Origin of the sequence: Devosia sp. FJ2-5-3, assembly GCF_029201545.1 — a bacterium.
In the GTDB taxonomy this organism is placed as follows: Bacteria; Pseudomonadota; Alphaproteobacteria; order Rhizobiales; family Devosiaceae; genus Devosia.
On the sequence record NZ_CP104007.1, the window covers coordinates 1,923,250 to 1,941,792 of the forward strand.

The window sequence follows — 18,543 nt, forward strand, 5'->3', positions numbered from 1 at the left end:
TTTCAGGCCTGTACCTGCATCGCGCAATGTCCCCGACGAGCAAATCTCCCTGCGCCTACGCGAAATTTTACCGTGCATCGAATGTAGAACTTGGCCGGCAGGGGCGCCTTTTTGTTCGAGCGATAGACGAAACGGAATTCGGTTGGATTGTCCGTCGAAATTGGCGCTACAGGCATTTCCAGTTTGAGCACAACCTTTTTGGTCGGCGGCCCAAAGGCCCCATTGGGACTAGGTTTGAAGGAAATGTCGAGCCCTGCAGGAGTAGAGAACTCGATACTCTGGATGTGAATAGTTTGCCGGTTGTGGTTCCTCACAATCACCTCAAGCGGCCTGCCCATTTCCCCAGCGTGAAGCCGTTGACCCTTCATATCAAACTGCGGAGCCAAATCCCCTTCCGCAGCTCTCGCCTGCCGTCGGTAATAATGCGCCGCGAGGAGCGCTGCCCCAAGCGCGAACACACTGACGACCCACGTCCAAAATGCCCAGTCCACCGGCTCATCCATTCATTCCCCCTCTGCTTCCGGCTGGGAAATAGCAGGTCGGCTGAGTTCTATCGAGTCCTGCAATGAACGACCGTTTCCCCGAAGCCTTCCTCGACGAGTTGCGCGCCGCCGTAGCGATCACCGATGTGGTCGGCCAGCACGTGCAATGGGACAAGGGGCAGGGTACCGGCGACGTTCGCTGGGCCTGCTGCCCCCTTCATGGCGAAAGCACACCATCCTTCAAGGCCGATGACCGCGAGGGCTATTGGAAATGCCATGGCTGCGGCGAGGGCGGCGACCAGTTCCAGTTCCTGATCAAGCATCTCGGCATCGAGTTCCCAGAAGCCGTCGCTCAGGTCGCGGCTCTAGGCGGCATCGCGCTGCCAGAGAACGCGCAGGGCGAGCCTAAGCCCGCTCGACCACCAGAGCAGCCGCGACAGACGAAAACGCCGCCACAGCCATCTGCTGCAGAGGTGCGACCTCAGATCGTGCGCACCTACGACTACACCGACCGCGACGGCAATCTGCTGTATCAGGTCTGCCGCCTGCAGAAGAAGATGCCAGACGGCACCTGGGCACGCACCAAGGACGGCAAGGGGACGTGGAAGAACTTCCTCCAGCGTCGGCCCGACGGGGCAGGTAAATGGATATGGAGCCTCGCGCCGGGCGAGTTCATGCGTCGGCCCGGCGGCGACTGGAGGCCATTCAATGCCAAGGCCTTCATGGACGGCATGGAGACGCGCTTCTTCGATGCCGGCGCGGAGCACACGATCTATCAGCACCCGGCCGTAGAAGTCGCCATTGCCGAGGGCAGGGTGATCCTGCTGACCGAAGGGGAGAAGGATGCTGATACGGCCGCCCATCTCGGCTTCTGCGGTACGACCAACTCCAGCGGCTCCAAGCACTGGACCGACACCCACGCCGCCTGCTTCCGTGACGCTGATGTCGTGATCTGCCTCGACAATGACGAGGCCGGTGATCGTGCCGACAAGCTGGCGAAGTCATTGAAGGGCATCGCCCGGCGCATCCGCGTGTTGAACTTCGCTGACCACGTGCCGGGCTTCGACCACAAGGGCGACATTACCGACTGGGTCGACAAGTTTGGCGGGAACGCTGAGCAACTACAGGCGATCCTCGACGAGCTGCCAGACTACCGCCCGCATCCGCCTGCTGGGTTCGGTGCTCGATCCATGCTCAGCCTCGCCGGGAAGCCGATCGAATACGATTGGCTCATCAAGGGCCTAGTCGAGCGAAATGGGGTGTTCATCCTCGCCGCCGAGAAGCAGGCCGGCAAATCTTTCGTCGTGATGGACATGGGCATGAAGATCGCCCGGGGTCTCCAGTACGGGGACAGGATCACCCGCAAGGGCATCGTGATCCACATCGCGTGCGAAGACGGCAAGGGCGTCCAGATGCGCGCCGAGGGCTATCGACAGGCCAATAAGATCAGCCCGGACACCGACATTCCCTACATCATCATGGACCGCGAATTCACGCTGATGATTGACGAGGTCATCGACAAGCTCGTCGCCCAGGTCAAAGCGTGGGAGGACTACTATGGCATGCCGGTCGAGTTGATCATCATCGACACGCTGTCCGTCGCCACCGAAGGGCTCAATGAGATCGACGGAGCCGAGGTGGGCAAGGTGCTGGCCCGGGTCAACCGTCTGAAGGACGAAACCGGCGCTGCGATCTGCCTTGTCCACCACATGAACGCATCAGGAGGCCGCGTGCGCGGCCATACCTCGATTGAGGCCAATGTCAGCCAGGTCTTCGAGATCCGGCCGCTGATGACCATGCCGCAGAACCGCAAGGAATCGCCCCAGCCGGTATTAGACGGTGAGGGCCGGCACATCCGCCAGATCGTGCTGACGAAGAACAAGAACGGCATCAACAACCTGAAATGGAAGATCGTGCTCGAGGTGGTCAAGCTCGGCATCGACAGTGACGGCGACGAGATCACGACTTGCATCTGCACGCGGCCGGCGCGCCACAGCAACACGGACATGCCCGAGGATCAGACCAAGCTCGTCGGCGATCAGAAGCTCGTCTTTGATGCCCTGATCGCTGCACAGGCTGACAGTACCCTCAGTGGGCCGGGATCAGGCAACAAAGCGGTGAACCATACCGACTTCATGACCGCAGTCCGCAAGCGCATGTCGTTCAAGGCGCCAGAGGAGGAGCAGGAGGCCCGCCAGACCGAATTGGCGGCTTATCTCAAGCGTACCACCACGGCCCTCATCAATGCCGGCTACATGGGCCGGGACAATGACAAGCGCATCGTCTGGTGGACCGGCAAGAGCGATCGCCCGCGGTCGCCACGACAGGAGATGGAGCGACCACCGGAGCAGCCCGGCGCGGGCATTGCTGATGACGTGCGAAAAGACCTCTCAAACGACCCCGTTCCATTCTAAGCGATACCGACATGATCAAGAGACCACGCACTTCCCGGTGGCGCCCGGGTCAAGCCTTCGAAGAAAAGCGCACCAACGCCTGGGCCGCATTTGTCGGTTTTATGCTGGGCCGAGGATATTCCTCGCCGTTGATCGCTCAGCGGCTCGCTGATGGCACGAGCGATGCCACCGTTCGGGACATGGCTAAAAAATGGGGCCTGCCCAGTCACGGCCGATCCTCCGAGTGTTTCGTTGTCGTTCCGATGAAGCAGCGCGACCGTGCGACGATTGCAGCGAGAGCAGGGCAGGAGGGGTTATCGCAGGAAGAATGGTGTCGCCAGATGCTGGTGGCGGGATCGCGCGAGCGCGCCACCTTCCGCAATGTCGTGGGCAATGATCGGGGTCAATTCCAATGATCATTGACATTCCGGCCTATGCCAGCGGCGATCAGGCATTGTGGACGCCGAAATTGGTCAAGGCGGCTCTGGTGCAAGCGCATCAAGTCTACCGTGACACTGTGGGCCGGGTTGGCCCGAACCGCATGCGGGCAATTTGGCCTGACTTCTATCGCGAGTGGGACGACTGGATTGACCAAGCGGCGACATCGGGGACAGACGCGGCGAAGAAGCGCCGAGGCTGGAGCAGCTTTGAAATTGCCCGGGCTGACATGGTGCTCTTGGGTTGGAGAGATGAAGCAGGCAAGCATCAGCCTGCATGGCTGAACGGGCCACTGATGGATTATGAGCGCCCCCGGAAGGCTCTCATGGCCTGGGTAATGTGCAAGCACCACGGGGTGACAGAGGTAGAGCTATGCCGGCGGGCGAATTGGCCTCGGGCGACGTTCCTGCGGCACAAGGACTTTGCGGCCGGGCGCATTGCACATCGGCTCAATCAATTGGGTGTGGAGGTCTGGTGAGGGAGGTTAGAACATTCCCGCCTGCCACAGCATTCCCGCCGCAGCAACCAAGCACACCACGCCGAACATCAGCCGAGGCATGATCGGCCGGCGGGCTGCAGGAGCCCCATAGAGAGGCGCCAAGACGAATTCCAAGTCTACAGCCTCACCAGTCGCCACCGGCACCGCATCAAGCCCGCGGGCCACGCGCTGGCGGTTCTCGAATTGCCGGGCCTGATCGGGGCGCTGGGCCGGCAGCACGCCATTGACAACCTCGCGTTCTTCGTCGGAGATCGGCCCAATCTGCCCATTGGGCTTGGCAATCTTGACGCGCTCCACCGGTGACGGGACACCATCCGCGATCAGCGTTGAGACGAGCGCTTCACCGACGCCCATTTCCAAAACGGCTTTCTCTACATCAATTGCCGGATTGGGCCGGAAGGCGCGAGCCGCGGCTTTGACGAACCGCTGCTCCTTCGGGGTGTAGGCGCGCAAGGCGTGCTGAATGCGATTGCCGAGCTGGGCCAGGACACCATCAGGCACATCGGCCGGGGATTGGGTGACGAAATAGACGCCGACGCCTTTGGAGCGCACGAGGCGCACGACGCGCTCGACGGAGTCCACCAAATTCTTCGGAGCGTCACGGAACAGCAAGTGCGCCTCGTCGAAGAAGAACACGAGCTTCGGTTTGTCGAGATCGCCGACTTCGGGGAGCTTTCGGAACAGCTCGGTCAGCAGCCAATAGATGAGCGTGCCGTAGAGCTTGGGGGCTTCCATCAATTGGTCGGCGTGCAGCAGGCTGACGACGCCGCGCCCGTCGCGTTGCTCGAGTAATTGGACGATGTCGAACGGCGGCTCCCCGAATAGGTTTTCGCCACCCTGGGATTCCAACGTCAGGATGTTGCGCTGGATGGTGGCGATCGATGCGGCGGTGACATTGCCATATTTCTGGCAGACCTCTTCGCGCTCGTCCTGCATTTCGACCAGAGCCCAGCGGAGGTCATCAAGGCCGAGAAGATAGTTCTGATCGTCCTCGGCTTTCTTCAGGGCAATTGCCAGTGTCCCGGCCTGCGTCTCGTTGAGGTTGAGCATGCGGGACAGGAGTACAGCCCCCATCTCCTGCACGCTGGTTTTGATCGGATAACCCTTGGCGCCGAAGACGTCCCAGAGCTTGACGGGTGAGGCCGTGGCGATGCCGGAAAGATCGCCCTTCACATCGGCAGCGAAGACAGGGACGCCAGCAGCGGAGAACTGCTCTGCCAGCCTCTGGAGTGTCACAGTCTTGCCGGTGCCTGTCGCCCCCGTCACAAGGCCATGACGGTTGGCAAAGCGGAGAGGGAGGGCGATTGTCTTCCCGGCGTTGGTTTTGCCGATGTCAATTTGCATTTCCTTTTCCCTCCGCACTGAAGTGTTGAGCCACTTTGCGCGCCATTGGTAGCGCCCCTGGCATTGTCATCAGTGCCAGTGTGACCGGCACCCATTGCGGAATGTCTTTCTCGTCTTCTAGCCAGCGCTCCGCCGTCTTAACGTTGGTGCCAGTGATGCGGCAGAATTCCCGCATGCTGAGGCTCAGATCGTCGAGTGCCTTGGAGAATTGCGCCGGCATCATTCTGTTTTCGGCGCGGGGGTATTGCTTCAAGGGTCTTGCTCCTCAGCTTGGCATGAGCGCCGTGGTGGTCCGCGTATTCTGCCATCTGACATCAAGGGCGCAAACCGTGAAATGGTCCGACTAGGCCACGGCCCGGATAGGATTGGCCTTGCGACCCAGACCATTGTCTTTGGCCAGCTGAGAGCGGCGCGCCGAATAGGCAGCAGCGGTCATGGGGTAGTCTGCAGGAAGGCCCCATTTCGCCCGGTATTCGTCCGGCGTCAGGTTGTAGTGGGTCCGCAGATGCCGCTTGAGAGATTTGAACTTCTTGCCGTCTTCTAGGCAGATTATGAACTCCGGCGTTACCGACTTGCGGACGGGCACAGCGGGCTCGATTGCGGGCGCTGGTGGCGCGGCAATAGCTCCCAGAGCGGCCAAAGACGCATGGACGGACGAAATCAGGGCAGGCAATTCGGACGGTGGAATGGTGTTGTGGCTGACAAAGGCACACACGATCTCAACGGTGCGGAAAGTATTTGGGTCTGCGGTCAATTTTGTTCTCCAAGCAGGTGTGAAAGGACAGGGCTTAGGCGGGTTGCATTGGTGGCTCCAGCGCACCCGTCACATAGTTGGCGTCCCAGCCATCTGCATGCATGCGCTCGAACCTGGCGACCTTCGAGGGAGACGCGATATAGGCGCCCTCGCGGTTGACCCAGCGGCATTTCAGGCCATCGCCGATCAGGCGGGCGGCGCGGGTCTTTAAGCCGGTTTTCGAGGGGCAGCGAACGGCAAGCATGCCCTTTGCATAGCTGGCGCGGGTCACGGAATATTCTGCGGTTGGTGGCATTCGGAAATCTCCTTGTTACGGGTTGGCATGAGTGCCGAGGGAGGCGGGCAGGGCCCGCGCATGGTGGGCCTGTGGCCCAAACATTGGGGTTCATGAGTGCGGCGGCTCCTCTGCTTCGTCTGCCTCCTCAATCAGGCAGGCGATTGGGTCTGTAGCTATTGCGCAGGGGATCACCTGAGCGGGCTGGGCAATGGCGGGGAGGGTGGCGAGCACTCCCACGGCGCCGCCGCTGATGAAGCTCGAGGCCACGGCGGCAATCACAAGGGCCATGGTGGGATCGCGTCGGAAGCGAGTGATGGTCTGCACCTCTCAGCCCTCCCGCCCATAAGTCTCAGCGGCAATTTGCTCGATGACGTGATCGGCATAGACGGCTTGGCCTGTAGTGGTGCGGGCCCAGATGGTCAGCCCGGCGAAGTCCTTGTCGACCTTCTCGCCCTTGGCGGCGAGCTGGTCAGCGAGCCAGTCGGACACGATCCAATGCTCATAAATTTCCATGTAATGGGGCTCGTCGACGACATCTTCGGCCCTGAGGTCTTCGTCCTTGCCTTCGTCGGTGTCGGGGTGGAACCAGAAGCCGCGCCCGTCAGCTTCCCAGCCCTCTTCGGTAGCTGCTGCGTCCCAGTCTTCAATGGGCGAGCAGAGTTCGACGGCGGCGTCCATAAGACTGCCAAGGTCATCGGGGCCGTGCTCATAATCCGCGCCGGCCAGGGTGCTGACCAAGAACAAGACGCAGTGTCCGCCCTCGACTTCCCAGAGGCGCTTCGCCTGCTCTTGGAGCGGCCAGGTAGCAATATTGTTCTGATCGTGTGCCATGGGTCGCGCTCCTACTGATTTAGCCAGCCGCGCTTGCGAGCGTCGGCGGCACGGCGGGCGGTGTTGCGGTCGAGCTTGAACAGCTTGCGGTTGTCGCCCCGTGGTGGGTGGGTAGGGCGCGGCATGGGTGCGCAGTTGGTCTGCATGATCGGTTCCTCTCGGCGGGCATGAGCGCCCTGGGTGGACTAGCGTCCGGTGCTGCCCTCTGTGGGAGGGCAGGGCGAGGCGCTAGAGTTCGTACGAGCTGGTGCCGTCAGCGCGATCAAGACGAATGGCAGGGTGGAGGCAGGTCTCTGACATCACATCGCGCTCGTCGTTGGTGTACTGGCGCTCGAGGAAGGCTTGCGCGGCGCCGTAAGTGGGGAACGATCTGAGATCGGTTTCGCGCTCGTAGCCGGCGTTCTCGACTACCGTGTATGCGTGTTGGGCTTGAACTGGTGGACGGGGCATCTGGTGTTTCCTTTCGGGTGGCATAAGCGCCTTGGTGGATACTAAGCGGCCAGAGCCGGATCGGCGGTGGTCGGTTCGATGGTTTCGTAGTCTTGCGAGTTGACATAGCCCACGGTCCCGTCGTCGAAACGAACCTCCATGGGCCAGTGGGTGGCCAAAGTTCGGCGCAGAACCACCCCAGTTCGGCACCTGCGGTCGCTGTAGACATTCGGATTCAGTGAAAAGCGGATCATGCAGTTTACTCCCGTGTCGCGCGTCCTTTAGCGGGAAAGGCGCTGCTCGATGAGGTTGGCGACCGCGCCGATGGTAGCGAAGGTTACTGCGACGGCGGGAAAGATGAGGGGGAGGAAAACGACGGCTGCGAGGGCATAAACTGCGAACTGGACTGAGGTCATCTTCATCTTCCTTGCTGGTCGGCATAAGCGCCTTGCGAAGGGGGCGGCATGAGCGCCTCTGTGTTCCCCTTCGATGTAATGACCCTATCGGGATACTTCCCGAACGTCAACATGATTCGGCGATAAAATCGGGATGAATCCCTAAAAATATCACAGGCTTGTCCAGTGGTTAACCTGGCCTCGGCCGGCGTGGGAGGGGCAAGGCCTGCGACTGGTGTTTGGCCTGTGGACCTCAGCCGGGATGGCTGCAGGCGCTGCTCTGGCGCCTGGTGGCCGGCGGTGCCGTACCAGCTTTGCCGCCCGGGGAAATGTGAACCCGAAACGCCTCCGCCCTCTGCCCCTTCAATGCCTCTCCCCAACTCAAAGGGCGGACTCTCCTCACCTCATAGACGGGTGAGTCAAATACAGGCACTTTCACCTCGTTCCCTGATAGCCTCACAGAGGTATGCCAGGGACACTCCTCCCTGACTTGAGACGACCTCGACCCCTCCGCCTGGGCTCCTGCCTACACCCAGCGGAGGGGCTTTCTGTTCGCGTGCCTGCACCAACTGCAGCCCAGGCCAGACCGCACACGCGCCGGCGCCTGCTCGAGCAGCCACACGCCAGATCGCGGGCACGCTCAGGCACCCAGGACACGCCGACCCACAGAGAGGCCCATAGACGGACGAAGCGCGACGGACGACCTCCGAGTTGGACATGCACGACTAGGCCTGCCACCGGCCTTCCCTGTGCCATGGAGCGATGCTTTAGGGACCGTACGCAGGTGTGACTGATTGGGGGCGGCACCCGACCGCCGATGCGCGCTCAACTTTCATTTTATAGGGGGTTCAGCCCCGAAGGTGTTCAGCCATGGCCGTGAAAATGACCGCCAGGGTTACGAACGTCAGCGAATTCAAGGCGATTGCGAAGGTGCTGGCCAGTCCAGCCATGAAACGGGCCGCTGCAACTGGCCTTACGGAACACGCTGAAGAACAGCGCCGTCAGTCATTGGCTCGAGTGTCAGACTTTACCGGGGTGCCGCGCAGCCGAATGGCGCGGGCAACGACGGTGAAAAGGGCGATCCCCGGGCACAACATGATGGCGGTCGTTCAGACCGCCGATAAGGCTGTGGGCTTGGAGGAATATGGCTCGCCAAACTGGGTTCGCGACCTCAACCCCTTTGCCGAAGGGCGCCGCGGCGGGGCTGTCAGTTCGATGCCTGGTGTTGAAGCCTCGGCCTGGGGGCGCAGGCGCATTCACAAGGGCACCTTCTTTGCGAAGGGTACTGTATGGGTCCGGCGCGGCAAGGACAGTAAGAGCCTTCGGAAGATCTACTCCGTCGTACTGGCGAACGAATTGTCCAAGCCCGGCTGGCGCAATGAGCTTGCGGCCGGCGCCTATCTCAAACTGGACCTAGAACGCCGGGTTCTCCGGCATGTGCTGAGGGTAGTGACATGATTTTCGTGCTCGCTGTCATGGCCTGCCTATGCGTCAATCCGCATGCCGGCGTGCTGCCGGACGTGCCGATCATCGGCAATCCCTTCGAGGAGCGCGGCAATCGCCATGCTCGCCGACGGGACGCGAAGCGGAAGCGAATTCATTCTGTGTAGCTGGTCGTAAGTGCGGTTTGCATTGCGCAGAGTAGCGCAGCGCCCCTGATAAATTAGAACGGATTGCTAAATTGAGCGCTGGAGGCGACTGGATCCCGGCTACCTGTAGCCGAGCCGATCTGTCGATCTTGTTTGGCGTCTCGATCCGGACCATCGACAACCTCATTGCCTCTGGCGTCGTTCAGCCCGCCGAGCAGCGTGGCATGTACCAGACGCTGCCGACCATCACGGCATACCTTGAGGATCTGCGCAACAAGGCGGCGGGTCGGAGCAAGGACAGCGCCCTCGCAGAGGAGCGCGCCAAGCAGGCGGCAATCGAGCGCGAGATATCGGAAATCAAGCTCGCCCAGATGAAGGGCGAGGTACTGACACTGGGCGAGGTGGCGACCGGTTGGGCCGCGATCCTCCAGCACGTCAAGTCATCGCTGTTGGCTCTTCCCGGCCAGTTGCGCACGCAGATTCCCCACTTCGGGGCTCATGAACAAGAAACAGCCCGGTTACTCGTTCGCGATGTGCTCAATAGCACCGCGGATGAGATCGAAATAGGCGTGGCGGGCACGCACGTCGGTGATTTGAGGTCAGATGAGTAACAACGCATTGTCGGCGGCGGCGCTTCGCGCTGCTGCTGCCCTGCGCCCGCCAGAGGTCCTGTCGTACTCCGACTGGGCCGAGAAGAACTTTCGCCTCGTTGACGACGGCACGAACGAGCGCTTCCGCCCCTGGAAGTTCCAGAAGGGCATTCTAGACGCGATGGGCGATCCGCTGATCGAGCGGGTGTCTGTCATCAAGGCAGCTCGCACCGGTTACACGAAGTCCCTGGTCGCCACGATCGGTGCATTCGCTGCTAATGATCCATCGGCCATCATGCTCTTGATGCCGACCGACGACGACACTCGCGGCATTGTGGTCGACGAGATCGATCCTGCCTTCAAGGCGGTGCCTGCATTGCGCGGTCTAATGGTTCAGGGCCGCATGGATGGCCGGAACACGCTGACGCAGCGCAAGATGCATGGCGGCGGCTCGCTCAAGGTCATCTCGGCCAGGGCGCCGCGCAACCTGCGCCGTCACACCATTCGCGTTCTGATCGGCGACGAAGTCGACGGCATGGAGGTCACCAAGGAAGGCGATCCGATCAAGCTCGCTGAGAAGCGGACGATTTCGAAGGCCGATCGCAAGATCATCTTCGGCTCGACGCCGACGGATGAAGACGCCTCGATCATCGCGAAGCGTTACGAGGAATCGGACCAGCGCATATTCGAAGTGCCGTGCCCTCATTGCGAAACGCCGTTCGAATTGCTTTGGGATCACATGTCGTGGCCCAAAGGGCAGCCTGAAAAGGCCGTCGCCAACTGCCCCTCGTGCGGCTCTGAAATCGAGGAACACAACAAGGCCGCCATGGTCGCGGCCGGTGAATGGCGCGCTACCAAGCCTGAGGTGAAGGGGCATGCCGGTTTCCGGCTTAATTCGTTGATCTCGCTTTTCGAGAACGCGAGCTGGGCCAAACTGGCGCAAGAATTCGTGCTGGCTGAAAAGAGCCATGCCGACATGCAGGTGTTCGTGAACACCGTGTTGGGCCAGGTCTGGTCTGCCACGCGTAATCGCGTCACCGAAGAACAGCTTATGGGCCGCGTGGAAGCGTTCGGCATCGAGTGGGACCAGGAGAACGATTGTTGGCGGGAGGATATTCCCTCGGAGGTCGCGTTCATCACGGTTGGCGTCGACGTTCAGGTCGACCGTCTGGAATGCACCATTCTGGGCTGGGATGGCGTTCAGCGTATCACGCTGGGCCACTACGTCATTATGGGGCCGCCTAACCTACAGAGCACCTGGGACGAGCTGGACAGCTTCCTTATCACGCGCTGGAAGCATCCGCTTGGCGGCACTATCGGGATCGAGGCCGCTGCTATCGACGCCGGCGACGGCAATATGACCCAGTATGTCTACGACTTCACCGCGACCCGGCTCGACCGAAAGGTGGTGGCGATCAAGGGCGTGGGCGGAGCAAAGCCGATCATCTCGATCAGTCGTTCCAAACACAAGCGCTTCAAGGGCGCGACATTCTTCAATGTTGGCGTCGATCAGATCAAGGCCGATATCGCGATCAGCCTGCCGCTGAGCCGAACGCTAGAGAACGGCGAGAAGCGGCCGCAGGCATTCCGGTTCTCCGAGACACTGGGCGAAGAGTGGTTCCGGCAGGTCAATTCGGAGCCGCAGAAGCTGAAATACGTCTCCGGCCGTCCGGTGGTGAAATTCGAGCGCATCGAGAACCGCCAAGCGGAAGCGCTCGATACTCTGGTCTACGCCATTGCCGTGAAAAGCCTGTGCCGCTTCGACTACGACGCGCGCCGTATTGAACTGACCAAGGGACCGCAGCCCAAGGCTGCTCCTAATTTCAAAGCAATTGCCAGCAGGCTGAACGGGTAGGTTTCCATGAGCGGAGAACTGGTGGCCAAACCGCGCTATCGCGTGCGTGCAGGCACATCGCCGCTTACCACGACCGCGCTCGACCAGCGTCAGGCGCCCTACGTGCAGTACAATCGGGAGCCCAACACGTTCCTACAGGGCTTCATGCCGATGTTGCGGGAGCAATCCGATGTCGTCGGCGGATCGTGGGAAAAGCAGGCGGCCCGTGTCATTCACGGCTATCAGCATTCTGGCTTCATCCGAGGCGTGCTGGACGTCAGCACGGCCCAGGTCGTGGGGTCGGGGCTCAGGATGTCCGCGCAGCCCGATATCGACACCTTGGGCTGGTCCAAGGAGTTCGCCGCGGAGTTCTCCCGGCAGCGCGAATCCAGCTTCCAGGCTTGGGCCAGCAATCCATATCACTGCGATGCCAGTGCGCAGATGAACTTCGGCCAGCAGCAGCAGGCCTACTACTGGTGCGCCTTGGCTTTCGGTGAAGGCCTTGCCCTGAACCGAACGATTGAGCGGCCGGGCTCGAAATACCTGACCAAGTTCAAGCTGCTGCCGCCATCCCGCATCTCGAACACATCGGACGGCATGAACCTTGTTCAGGGCGTCCGCATCGACGACGACGGAATGCCTATCGCAATTCGGCTCCTGGCGAAGAACTCGTACGGGGCGCTGGAAGAGCGCGAGGTTCCCGTTCGTGACCGACACGGGTTCCTCCGGGTGATTCACCGGTTCATGCCGGCCGTGGCACAGACGCGCAACGTCGCGGACATTGCCACTGGCATGAAGGCCTACCGTCAGTTTGAGCAATATTCCGATGCCAACCTGACCAAGAAGCTGATCCAGACAATTTTCGCTGCGGTCGTGAAGAGCAATCTTCAAGGTCTGGCTGCCTTCGAAGGTTTGATGACCGAGACGGATCAGGTTCAGCAGAACGCGGCCCTCGACGTCGCCAAGTTCGGCGATGCCAAGGCCGGATGGTATGACGGCTCAAAGATCGACCTGGCGTCTCATGGCCGCATCGCTCACCTGTTTCCGAACGATGAGCTCGATTTCGTCGAGTCCAAAGCGGCTGGCGATGAATTTGACCCCATCGCCCGCTGGCTCTGGCTGGAAATCGCGGCTGCTGCTGGTGTCTCCTACGAGAGCGCCACCGGCGACTATCGCGGGGCGACCTATTCCTCTGTCCGCATGGCGGGTTCGAAGGAATGGCTTGGTGTGATCCGCCGACGGGACGGGCTGATTGTTCCGTTCTGCCAAGAGGCCGCAGACAGCGTCCTCGAGGAGGATATCGCCACTGGCCGCATCAAGATCCCGGGTGGCCTCGATGCCTTCTATGAGAACCGGGACGCGATCTGCCGTGCCAAATGGGCTGGTCCCCGCCAGCCTCAGGCGGACGATTTCAAGACCGCGCGAGCCCATGAGGTTCGCAAGTCCATGGGTGCCACTACGCTCGATGAAATCTTCACCGACTACGGAATGGACTGGGACGATGCGCTCCATCAGCAGGCTCGTGAGAACGAGTTGGCTGAGCGGCTCGGGCTTCCCTTGCCCTGGGCGCCAACAGATCCTCTTCAGACCAGGGAGGGGCAGGAGGCGGAGCTGAACGATCCGGACAATGACGGCCAGGAAAAGCGCAATCCGCCGTCCAAGAAGCGCCGTGGGGCCAAGGATGACCCTGAACGCGACCCTGAAGACGCGTTGGCGGAGGAAATTGAGTCCGATCTGGAGACCGAGTGATGGCGATCGACTTCAACGTGGTCTTCGCGGACACCCCTGATGCCCCGTTCGATCCGTGCGTGGCGTATTCGACGCTGCGGCCGGCATACATGGAGGCGCGCCTGTCTGGGCAGCCTCAGAAGATCATGTTCCGGGATCGCGAGGTCTGGTTTCACAAGCCCGACATGGCAGCGTGGACCGACGTCATGAGCGATCTGGAACGGCAATGCCGGGAGAAGAGGGGGCTTCCTGCCCGCCGCTTCGCGATCACAGCCGGTTACCGGTCTAGGTAGGAAACTCGACATGTCAATTTATGACGTTGCCCTCGCGGAAGCCTGGGCGATGCGCGCTGACGCGCTCGAAAGCCTCCTGGCCATCGCAGGGCGCACCAACGAGGTCACCCCGGAGGCCCTGGAGGCGTATCGCACCAAGTTCCATGAAAAGGGCGCCGGTCTGCGTATCCGCGACGATGTCGCGATCATCGATTTCGCCGGCCCCATGTTCAAGAAGGCGAACCTCTTCCAGGCTATGTCTGGAGCGACGTCCTACGCCACCATGGCGACGGATTTCCAGACCGCTCTTGATGACCCAAAGATCAGTGGCATCATCGGCCTGTTCGACACGCCGGGCGGTACGGTGAACGGCTGCGACGAACTTGCAGCTTCCATCTTCGCGGCCCGCGGCGCGAAGCCGATGGTGGCCTATGTCAGCGGGCAAATGTGCTCGGCGGGCTACTGGCTGGGCACGGCCTTCGGCAAGGTCGTCATGAGTGACGCAAGCATTGTCGGCTCCATAGGCGTCATCCTTGGCATCGAGGACCGGACGGTGGCTGACGAGCGCCGCGGCGTGAAGACTGTCGAGTTTGTGTCTTCCAAGGCCCCTGGCAAGCGCCCCGACTACGACACCGACGAAGGCAAGGCCCTCATCCAGCGCCGCGTCGACGAACTCGAAGCCGTGTTTATCGCTGCTGTCGCGAAGCATCGCGGCATCGATGAGGCCACTGTCATCAAAGACTTCGGCGCCGGCGGCGTCGAGATCGGCGCCAACGCCGTGAAACTCAAGATGGCCGACGCTGTCGGGTCTTTCGAGAGCGTATTTGCCGACCTCACTCAACGCGGCTCGCGCCGCACCACAAAGCCAACAGGAGCACGATCCATGGCAAACGACCCCGGCGCGTCCGGCGAAGAGAAGACCTACACCAAGGCAGAACTGGACAAGGCGGTTGCTGATGGCATCGCATCCTATCAGACCCGCCAGACGGCTATTCTAGGCAGCGATGAAGGCAAGGCGAACCCCAAGCTCGCCGCAAGCCTCGCAGCCCAGCTTGGCCTCACCGCTGAAGCCGCAATCGCCATCCTGAAAGATGCCGGCCCTGCCGCTGTCGAGAAAACTGACGCCCAGAAGGCCGAAGATTTCAAGAACCAGAAAAAGCAGGGCGATGGCCTGGCGTTTGCCGGTGAGGCCGGTGAGCAGGAAGTCGCTTTCGACTGGGACGACGCCTTCGGGCGCAAGAAGTAAAGGAGGGCGCAGGATGTACACCGCACCACTGACGACCAGCCTCGAAGGCGCTGGCTACCACATCGTTTCAGAAGAGATCTATCGCTCCCGCGAGCAGATCACGCTGCGCGGCACCGAGGCCGGCCGCATTGTCACCGGCACCGTCCTGGGCAAGGTTCGCGTTGGCGAAATCGCAGCCACGGCAAAGTCTGGCGGGAATACCGGCAATGGCACCGTCAGCGCCGTCACGGCAAAGAAGGGCGCGAAGGCCGGCGTCTATCATGTCGAATTCACCGCCGCGACCAAGTTCGACGTCGTCGATCCTGAGGGCTTCAAGGTGAAATCCGGTAGCACTGGTTCCGCCTATTCGGATGACCTGGGCTTTACCATCACGGCCGGCGGCACTGCTTTCGTGGCCGGTGACGGCTTCGACATTACCGTCGACCTCTCGGACGGCCCCTATGGCCCGCTCGATCTGTCCGCAGGCAACGGCCTCGAGGAGGCGGTTGGCATCCTCTGGGAAGGCCGCGTGATCGAGGTCGACGGAGACGACAACCCCGTCGATGTCCGCGCCGTGGCGAACGTCCGCGAGACCGAAGTGCATGCCGGCCTCATCGTGTGGCCGGAAGGCATCACCGCAGAGCAGCAGGCGGCCGCCCAGGCCCAACTCGCCGCTCGTCACATCATCTTCCGCTAAGAGGGGTCGAGGGCATGCCTGAAACCGTCATGAATATCTTCGACCATGCGGCCTTTCGCACGGCGGAGCTGAACGAAAAAGTCGTCGCTCGTGTCGACTACAAGCCCGAACTGCTGGGCTCTCTCAACTTGTTCGAGCCCATCTATTCCCGCTCGCGCACCATCCTGATCGCCAACACCGATCGCGGGCTCGAGCTTATTCCCACCTCCGAGACCGGCGCTCCGCCTGTCGAGCTCGGCCTTGAGCCCTCCAAGCTCCGCCCCTTCCAGACAACCCGTCTGGCAAAGGGCTCGACGATCTATGCTGAATCCCTGCAGGGCGTCATGTCTCTGCCGTTCAGCGATCAGGTGAAGGAAGTGGGCCGTGAAATCGCTGATCGCACTCAGCGTATCACCGAGGACATGGAGCTCACGTGGGAGCACATGCGTCTCGGCGCGATCACCGGCAAAGTCTACGATGCCGATGGCAGCACACTGATCAACAACTGGTATTCCCAGTGGAACGTCGCTGAGCCAACCGAGATCAACTTCAGCCTCACCGCTGCCAACCCTGCCAAGGGCTCGCTGCGCAAGAAGCTCCGTGATCTCAAGCGCACCATGCAGAAGCTCTCCAAGGGCCTCTGGACGACGCGCACCCGCGTCTACGGCCTGGCCGGCGACGAGTTCTTCGATGCCCTGGTCTCGCACCCGGACTACATCGACCTGCGCGTCAACAACGATCGCACGCGCGAACTCGAGAACATCGAAGGGTTCTCTTCGATCGAGATCGAGGGCGTGACCTTCATCAATTATCGTGGCACCGATGACGGCACCACGCTGGCCATCGACACCAACAAGGTGAAGTTCTTCCCGGTGGGTGCTCGCGGCGCTTTCCAGGTGGCTTGGGCTCCTGCAGAGTTCTTCCCCTATGTGAACCAGCGTGGCCGCGATCGCTACATGCTGATGCTGAAGGATCTTCAGCGAGACGCCTGGCGCCGTGTTGAACTCTACAGCTATCCGCTGTTCATCTGCACCCGGCCAGAAATGCTGCTGCGCGGACGCAAGGACTGATGTCGATCTTCGCTCAATACGAGCGGATCGTCTCCACTCACATTGACGGGGTCTTTGGTGACCCCGTCGAGTTCCATCCCAAGAAGCGCGGGGAGGTGAGTGTCGTTGACGATCCCATCCGCCCCAAGCGCAATCTGGTCGGTATCGTCGACTTCAACCCACGTGTGACCCCGGCGAAGGGCAAGGAACAATATGATGCCTTCCAACCCGACTTGGCGGCTGAGAAGGTGCATGTTTCCTTCGACATTGCTTCATTCACGTCGCGCGCCGACTGGCCGCAGCAGGGTGATCATCTGATTGCCCGGTTGAAGGATGGCGTGCATCGCCTTGACGTTATTGCCGCTCAGCCCGACGAAGTTGGACGGCTGGTATGCCCATGCAAGCTGCTGAAATCGGAGTGACCCAATGAGCCTTGTGTCCTTCGCCCTCCGGCTTGTGGTCTCCCGCATGCTGAAGGACAGGACGCTTGCTCGCGATCTGATCTTCAACAGCCCAGTCGACCCATTGGTCGAGTGGAAGGCAAGGGTGGGGGAGGGTGACAGCCTTCCCTGCATCGCCGTCTACACCGGCAAGAGGTCGCCGAACATCATCGGCAAGGCCACCCAGGGCACGGACGCCACGATCGAACTGATCTTCGACATTCTGGTGCCGCCAACGCCGGTTGTAGTGGACGACTATATCGAGCTGACCACCACGAATACTGGTGGCGCCATGGTCATGGATATTGTCTGGCGACAGATCGAAGCCGCGCTCAGGGGCGCGCCGGCGCCATGGCAAGACATCTGGGACATCTTCGTCATCAAAGTTCTGGAAATCGAGAGCCGGCCGCTCCTCTATCAGATCGAGGCCGGCAACACTGTTCCCTGCGTAGAAGTGACCATGCGACTGCGCACGGTGCCCGATCCCGACTTCGGCGTCCATTTGCTGCCCGGATGGCAGAAAATGTGCGCTGCGATGGCCGCCGATCCAGACTATCGGGACTACGCCAGCTTCTTCGAGAAGCTGATCACTGATCCCGAAGACCTGTCCAGCTGGGAACAAGTTCAAGCCGCCCTTGGCCTCTCCAGGGGCTCTGTGGACAGCATTGGCTTGGGTCCGGCTGACAGCACTGCGCAGGATGATCCCGCACTGGTCTCTGGCGTGACATACACGGATACGGAGCGTCGGCCATGAGCGACGACAGACTTGTTCGCTTGCTCATATCGGTGCTGAGCCGGGCCGTAGAGGCGGAGCGACGCATTGCTGGGGTCGAGTATCGCGGCCGTGTCAAGGAAGTGGATGGCGCCAAGCATGCCGTCCGCGTTGTTATCGGCACTGACCCGGATGGCGAGGAGGTGCTTTCACCTTGGGTGAAGGTGGCTCAGACGGCCGGGAAGATGAAGTTTCACGACCTGCCGTCGGTGGGTCAGCAGGTCAGCCTGCAATCAGCCAGCGGCGACATCGAACAGGCCCGCGTAGTGCCGCTGCATTGGTCTGAAGGATTCGAGGCCCTGTCCGATGATCCTGATGTCAAGATCATGGAACTGGGCAGCGTGAAGGTCTCGTGGTCTGAAAGCGAGATATCCGTGATGGTCGGTGGCTCTGGAATTCAGATTACCGAAGGCGGCGTCTTTGTCGTCGGCCCGAGCCATACCCACAACGGTGTCAATGTCGGCGATACACACGTCCACGGCGGCGTGGTGCCCGGTGGCGCCGATACCAACGTACCCCACTGAGG

Annotated in this window: 24 protein-coding genes; 14 read left to right on the forward strand and 10 right to left on the reverse strand. The window is 61.2% G+C overall.

What is annotated here, in order from left to right; genetic code table 11:
* Nucleotides 1-2: 2 nt before the first annotated feature.
* Nucleotides 3-503, reverse strand: coding sequence for a hypothetical protein (locus N0P34_RS09315; RefSeq protein ID WP_275606744.1), 501 nt, complete (start codon nt 501-503; stop codon nt 3-5).
* Between the two features lie 62 nt (nt 504-565).
* On the opposite strand from N0P34_RS09315, the gene N0P34_RS09320 reads away from it, so the two are divergent.
* Together N0P34_RS09320 and N0P34_RS09325 are read left to right on the forward strand one after the other, a co-directional pair.
* Nucleotides 566-2,896 (forward strand): AAA family ATPase, encoded by a 2,331-nt coding sequence (locus tag N0P34_RS09320; protein WP_275606745.1) that lies wholly within the window; start codon nt 566-568, stop codon nt 2,894-2,896.
* Nucleotides 2,897-3,287: 391 nt separating this feature from the next.
* Nucleotides 3,288-3,791, forward strand: a complete 504-nt coding sequence (locus tag N0P34_RS09325; protein WP_275606746.1) for a hypothetical protein — start codon at nt 3,288-3,290, stop codon at nt 3,789-3,791.
* 6 nt (nt 3,792-3,797) lie between these two features.
* On the opposite strand, the gene N0P34_RS09330 is transcribed toward N0P34_RS09325, so the two are convergent.
* The 9 genes from N0P34_RS09330 to N0P34_RS09370 all read right to left on the reverse strand — a co-directional run bounded on the left by N0P34_RS09330 (nt 3,798) and on the right by N0P34_RS09370 (nt 7,863).
* The gene (locus tag N0P34_RS09330; RefSeq protein ID WP_275606747.1) at nt 3,798-5,156 is read right to left on the reverse strand and encodes a helicase HerA-like domain-containing protein; all 1,359 of its coding nucleotides are present in this window, start codon (nt 5,154-5,156) and stop codon (nt 3,798-3,800) included.
* Nucleotides 5,146-5,409, reverse strand: coding sequence for a hypothetical protein (locus tag N0P34_RS09335; protein ID WP_275606748.1), 264 nt, complete (start codon nt 5,407-5,409; stop codon nt 5,146-5,148). Before N0P34_RS09335 ends, N0P34_RS09330 begins: the two co-directional genes overlap by 11 nt.
* Before the next feature lie 90 nt (nt 5,410-5,499).
* On the reverse strand, nt 5,500-5,910 hold the full coding sequence (locus N0P34_RS09340) for a MucR family transcriptional regulator (RefSeq protein WP_275606749.1): 411 nt from the start codon (nt 5,908-5,910) through the stop codon (nt 5,500-5,502).
* Between the two features lie 34 nt (nt 5,911-5,944).
* Nucleotides 5,945-6,205, reverse strand: a complete 261-nt coding sequence (locus tag N0P34_RS09345) for a hypothetical protein (protein WP_275606750.1) — start codon at nt 6,203-6,205, stop codon at nt 5,945-5,947.
* 90 nt (nt 6,206-6,295) lie between these two features.
* Nucleotides 6,296-6,511, reverse strand: coding sequence for a hypothetical protein (locus N0P34_RS09350; protein WP_275606751.1), 216 nt, complete (start codon nt 6,509-6,511; stop codon nt 6,296-6,298).
* Between the two features lie 3 nt (nt 6,512-6,514).
* Nucleotides 6,515-7,018 carry a hypothetical protein gene (locus N0P34_RS09355; RefSeq protein ID WP_275606752.1) on the reverse strand — a complete coding sequence of 168 codons (504 nt, stop codon included), beginning with the start codon at nt 7,016-7,018 and terminating at the stop codon, nt 6,515-6,517.
* A 228-nt stretch (nt 7,019-7,246) separates the two neighbouring features.
* On the reverse strand, nt 7,247-7,468 hold the full coding sequence (locus N0P34_RS09360; protein WP_275606753.1) for a hypothetical protein: 222 nt from the start codon (nt 7,466-7,468) through the stop codon (nt 7,247-7,249).
* A gap of 41 nt (nt 7,469-7,509) precedes the next feature.
* The gene (locus N0P34_RS09365) at nt 7,510-7,701 is read right to left on the reverse strand and encodes a hypothetical protein (protein ID WP_275606754.1); all 192 of its coding nucleotides are present in this window, start codon (nt 7,699-7,701) and stop codon (nt 7,510-7,512) included.
* 27 nt (nt 7,702-7,728) lie between these two features.
* Nucleotides 7,729-7,863 (reverse strand): hypothetical protein, encoded by a 135-nt coding sequence (locus N0P34_RS09370; RefSeq protein ID WP_275606755.1) that lies wholly within the window; start codon nt 7,861-7,863, stop codon nt 7,729-7,731.
* 849 nt (nt 7,864-8,712) lie between these two features.
* On the opposite strand from N0P34_RS09370, the gene N0P34_RS09375 reads away from it, so the two are divergent.
* The 12 genes from N0P34_RS09375 to N0P34_RS09430 all read left to right on the forward strand — a co-directional run bounded on the left by N0P34_RS09375 (nt 8,713) and on the right by N0P34_RS09430 (nt 18,541).
* Nucleotides 8,713-9,300 (forward strand): hypothetical protein, encoded by a 588-nt coding sequence (locus N0P34_RS09375; protein WP_275606756.1) that lies wholly within the window; start codon nt 8,713-8,715, stop codon nt 9,298-9,300.
* Nucleotides 9,297-9,452 (forward strand): hypothetical protein, encoded by a 156-nt coding sequence (locus tag N0P34_RS09380; protein WP_275606757.1) that lies wholly within the window; start codon nt 9,297-9,299, stop codon nt 9,450-9,452. Before N0P34_RS09375 ends, N0P34_RS09380 begins: the two co-directional genes overlap by 4 nt.
* 71 nt (nt 9,453-9,523) lie before the next feature.
* Nucleotides 9,524-10,042, forward strand: coding sequence for a hypothetical protein (locus N0P34_RS09385; protein ID WP_275606758.1), 519 nt, complete (start codon nt 9,524-9,526; stop codon nt 10,040-10,042).
* Nucleotides 10,043-10,049: 7 nt separating this feature from the next.
* Complete coding sequence (locus N0P34_RS09390) at nt 10,050-11,876, forward strand: terminase gpA endonuclease subunit (RefSeq protein WP_275606759.1); 1,827 nt, start codon at nt 10,050-10,052, stop codon at nt 11,874-11,876.
* Between the two features lie 6 nt (nt 11,877-11,882).
* Nucleotides 11,883-13,604 carry a phage portal protein gene (locus tag N0P34_RS09395; protein ID WP_275606760.1) on the forward strand — a complete coding sequence of 574 codons (1,722 nt, stop codon included), beginning with the start codon at nt 11,883-11,885 and terminating at the stop codon, nt 13,602-13,604.
* Nucleotides 13,604-13,876: a hypothetical protein gene (locus N0P34_RS09400; RefSeq protein WP_275606761.1), complete on the forward strand. Its 273-nt coding sequence runs from the start codon at nt 13,604-13,606 to the stop codon at nt 13,874-13,876. Before N0P34_RS09395 ends, N0P34_RS09400 begins: the two co-directional genes overlap by 1 nt.
* A gap of 10 nt (nt 13,877-13,886) precedes the next feature.
* Nucleotides 13,887-15,101 (forward strand): S49 family peptidase, encoded by a 1,215-nt coding sequence (locus N0P34_RS09405; RefSeq protein ID WP_275606762.1) that lies wholly within the window; start codon nt 13,887-13,889, stop codon nt 15,099-15,101.
* A gap of 13 nt (nt 15,102-15,114) precedes the next feature.
* A complete protein-coding gene (locus N0P34_RS09410) occupies nt 15,115-15,777 on the forward strand; it encodes a head decoration protein (RefSeq protein WP_275606763.1) in 663 nt (220 codons plus the stop codon).
* A 14-nt stretch (nt 15,778-15,791) separates the two neighbouring features.
* Nucleotides 15,792-16,826 carry a major capsid protein gene (locus tag N0P34_RS09415; protein WP_275606764.1) on the forward strand — a complete coding sequence of 345 codons (1,035 nt, stop codon included), beginning with the start codon at nt 15,792-15,794 and terminating at the stop codon, nt 16,824-16,826.
* Nucleotides 16,826-17,227 (forward strand): hypothetical protein, encoded by a 402-nt coding sequence (locus tag N0P34_RS09420; RefSeq protein WP_275606765.1) that lies wholly within the window; start codon nt 16,826-16,828, stop codon nt 17,225-17,227. Before N0P34_RS09415 ends, N0P34_RS09420 begins: the two co-directional genes overlap by 1 nt.
* A gap of 4 nt (nt 17,228-17,231) precedes the next feature.
* Complete coding sequence (locus N0P34_RS09425; RefSeq protein WP_275606766.1) at nt 17,232-17,999, forward strand: hypothetical protein; 768 nt, start codon at nt 17,232-17,234, stop codon at nt 17,997-17,999.
* Nucleotides 17,996-18,541 carry a phage baseplate assembly protein V gene (locus N0P34_RS09430; protein ID WP_275606767.1) on the forward strand — a complete coding sequence of 182 codons (546 nt, stop codon included), beginning with the start codon at nt 17,996-17,998 and terminating at the stop codon, nt 18,539-18,541. Before N0P34_RS09425 ends, N0P34_RS09430 begins: the two co-directional genes overlap by 4 nt.
* Nucleotides 18,542-18,543 lie beyond the last annotated feature (2 nt).

Bases quoted from the DNA above. Each gene is read 5' to 3' on its own strand.
- N0P34_RS09315 (WP_275606744.1), bottom strand. From the start codon at position 503: ATGGATGAGCCGGTGGACTGGGCATTTTGGACGTGGGTCGTCAGTGTG.
- N0P34_RS09320 (WP_275606745.1), top strand. From the start codon at position 566: ATGAACGACCGTTTCCCCGAAGCCTTCCTCGACGAGTTGCGCGCCGCC.
- N0P34_RS09325 (WP_275606746.1), top strand. From the start codon at position 3,288: ATGATCATTGACATTCCGGCCTATGCCAGCGGCGATCAGGCATTGTGG.
- N0P34_RS09330 (WP_275606747.1), bottom strand. From the start codon at position 5,156: ATGCAAATTGACATCGGCAAAACCAACGCCGGGAAGACAATCGCCCTC.
- N0P34_RS09345 (WP_275606750.1), bottom strand. From the start codon at position 6,205: ATGCCACCAACCGCAGAATATTCCGTGACCCGCGCCAGCTATGCAAAG.
- N0P34_RS09355 (WP_275606752.1), bottom strand. From the start codon at position 7,018: ATGGCACACGATCAGAACAATATTGCTACCTGGCCGCTCCAAGAGCAG.
- N0P34_RS09360 (WP_275606753.1), bottom strand. From the start codon at position 7,468: ATGCCCCGTCCACCAGTTCAAGCCCAACACGCATACACGGTAGTCGAG.
- N0P34_RS09365 (WP_275606754.1), bottom strand. From the start codon at position 7,701: ATGATCCGCTTTTCACTGAATCCGAATGTCTACAGCGACCGCAGGTGC.
- N0P34_RS09370 (WP_275606755.1), bottom strand. From the start codon at position 7,863: ATGACCTCAGTCCAGTTCGCAGTTTATGCCCTCGCAGCCGTCGTTTTC.
- N0P34_RS09375 (WP_275606756.1), top strand. From the start codon at position 8,713: ATGGCCGTGAAAATGACCGCCAGGGTTACGAACGTCAGCGAATTCAAG.
- N0P34_RS09380 (WP_275606757.1), top strand. From the start codon at position 9,297: ATGATTTTCGTGCTCGCTGTCATGGCCTGCCTATGCGTCAATCCGCAT.
- N0P34_RS09395 (WP_275606760.1), top strand. From the start codon at position 11,883: ATGAGCGGAGAACTGGTGGCCAAACCGCGCTATCGCGTGCGTGCAGGC.
- N0P34_RS09400 (WP_275606761.1), top strand. From the start codon at position 13,604: ATGGCGATCGACTTCAACGTGGTCTTCGCGGACACCCCTGATGCCCCG.
- N0P34_RS09405 (WP_275606762.1), top strand. From the start codon at position 13,887: ATGTCAATTTATGACGTTGCCCTCGCGGAAGCCTGGGCGATGCGCGCT.
- N0P34_RS09410 (WP_275606763.1), top strand. From the start codon at position 15,115: ATGTACACCGCACCACTGACGACCAGCCTCGAAGGCGCTGGCTACCAC.
- N0P34_RS09415 (WP_275606764.1), top strand. From the start codon at position 15,792: ATGCCTGAAACCGTCATGAATATCTTCGACCATGCGGCCTTTCGCACG.
- N0P34_RS09420 (WP_275606765.1), top strand. From the start codon at position 16,826: ATGTCGATCTTCGCTCAATACGAGCGGATCGTCTCCACTCACATTGAC.
- N0P34_RS09425 (WP_275606766.1), top strand. From the start codon at position 17,232: ATGAGCCTTGTGTCCTTCGCCCTCCGGCTTGTGGTCTCCCGCATGCTG.
- N0P34_RS09430 (WP_275606767.1), top strand. From the start codon at position 17,996: ATGAGCGACGACAGACTTGTTCGCTTGCTCATATCGGTGCTGAGCCGG.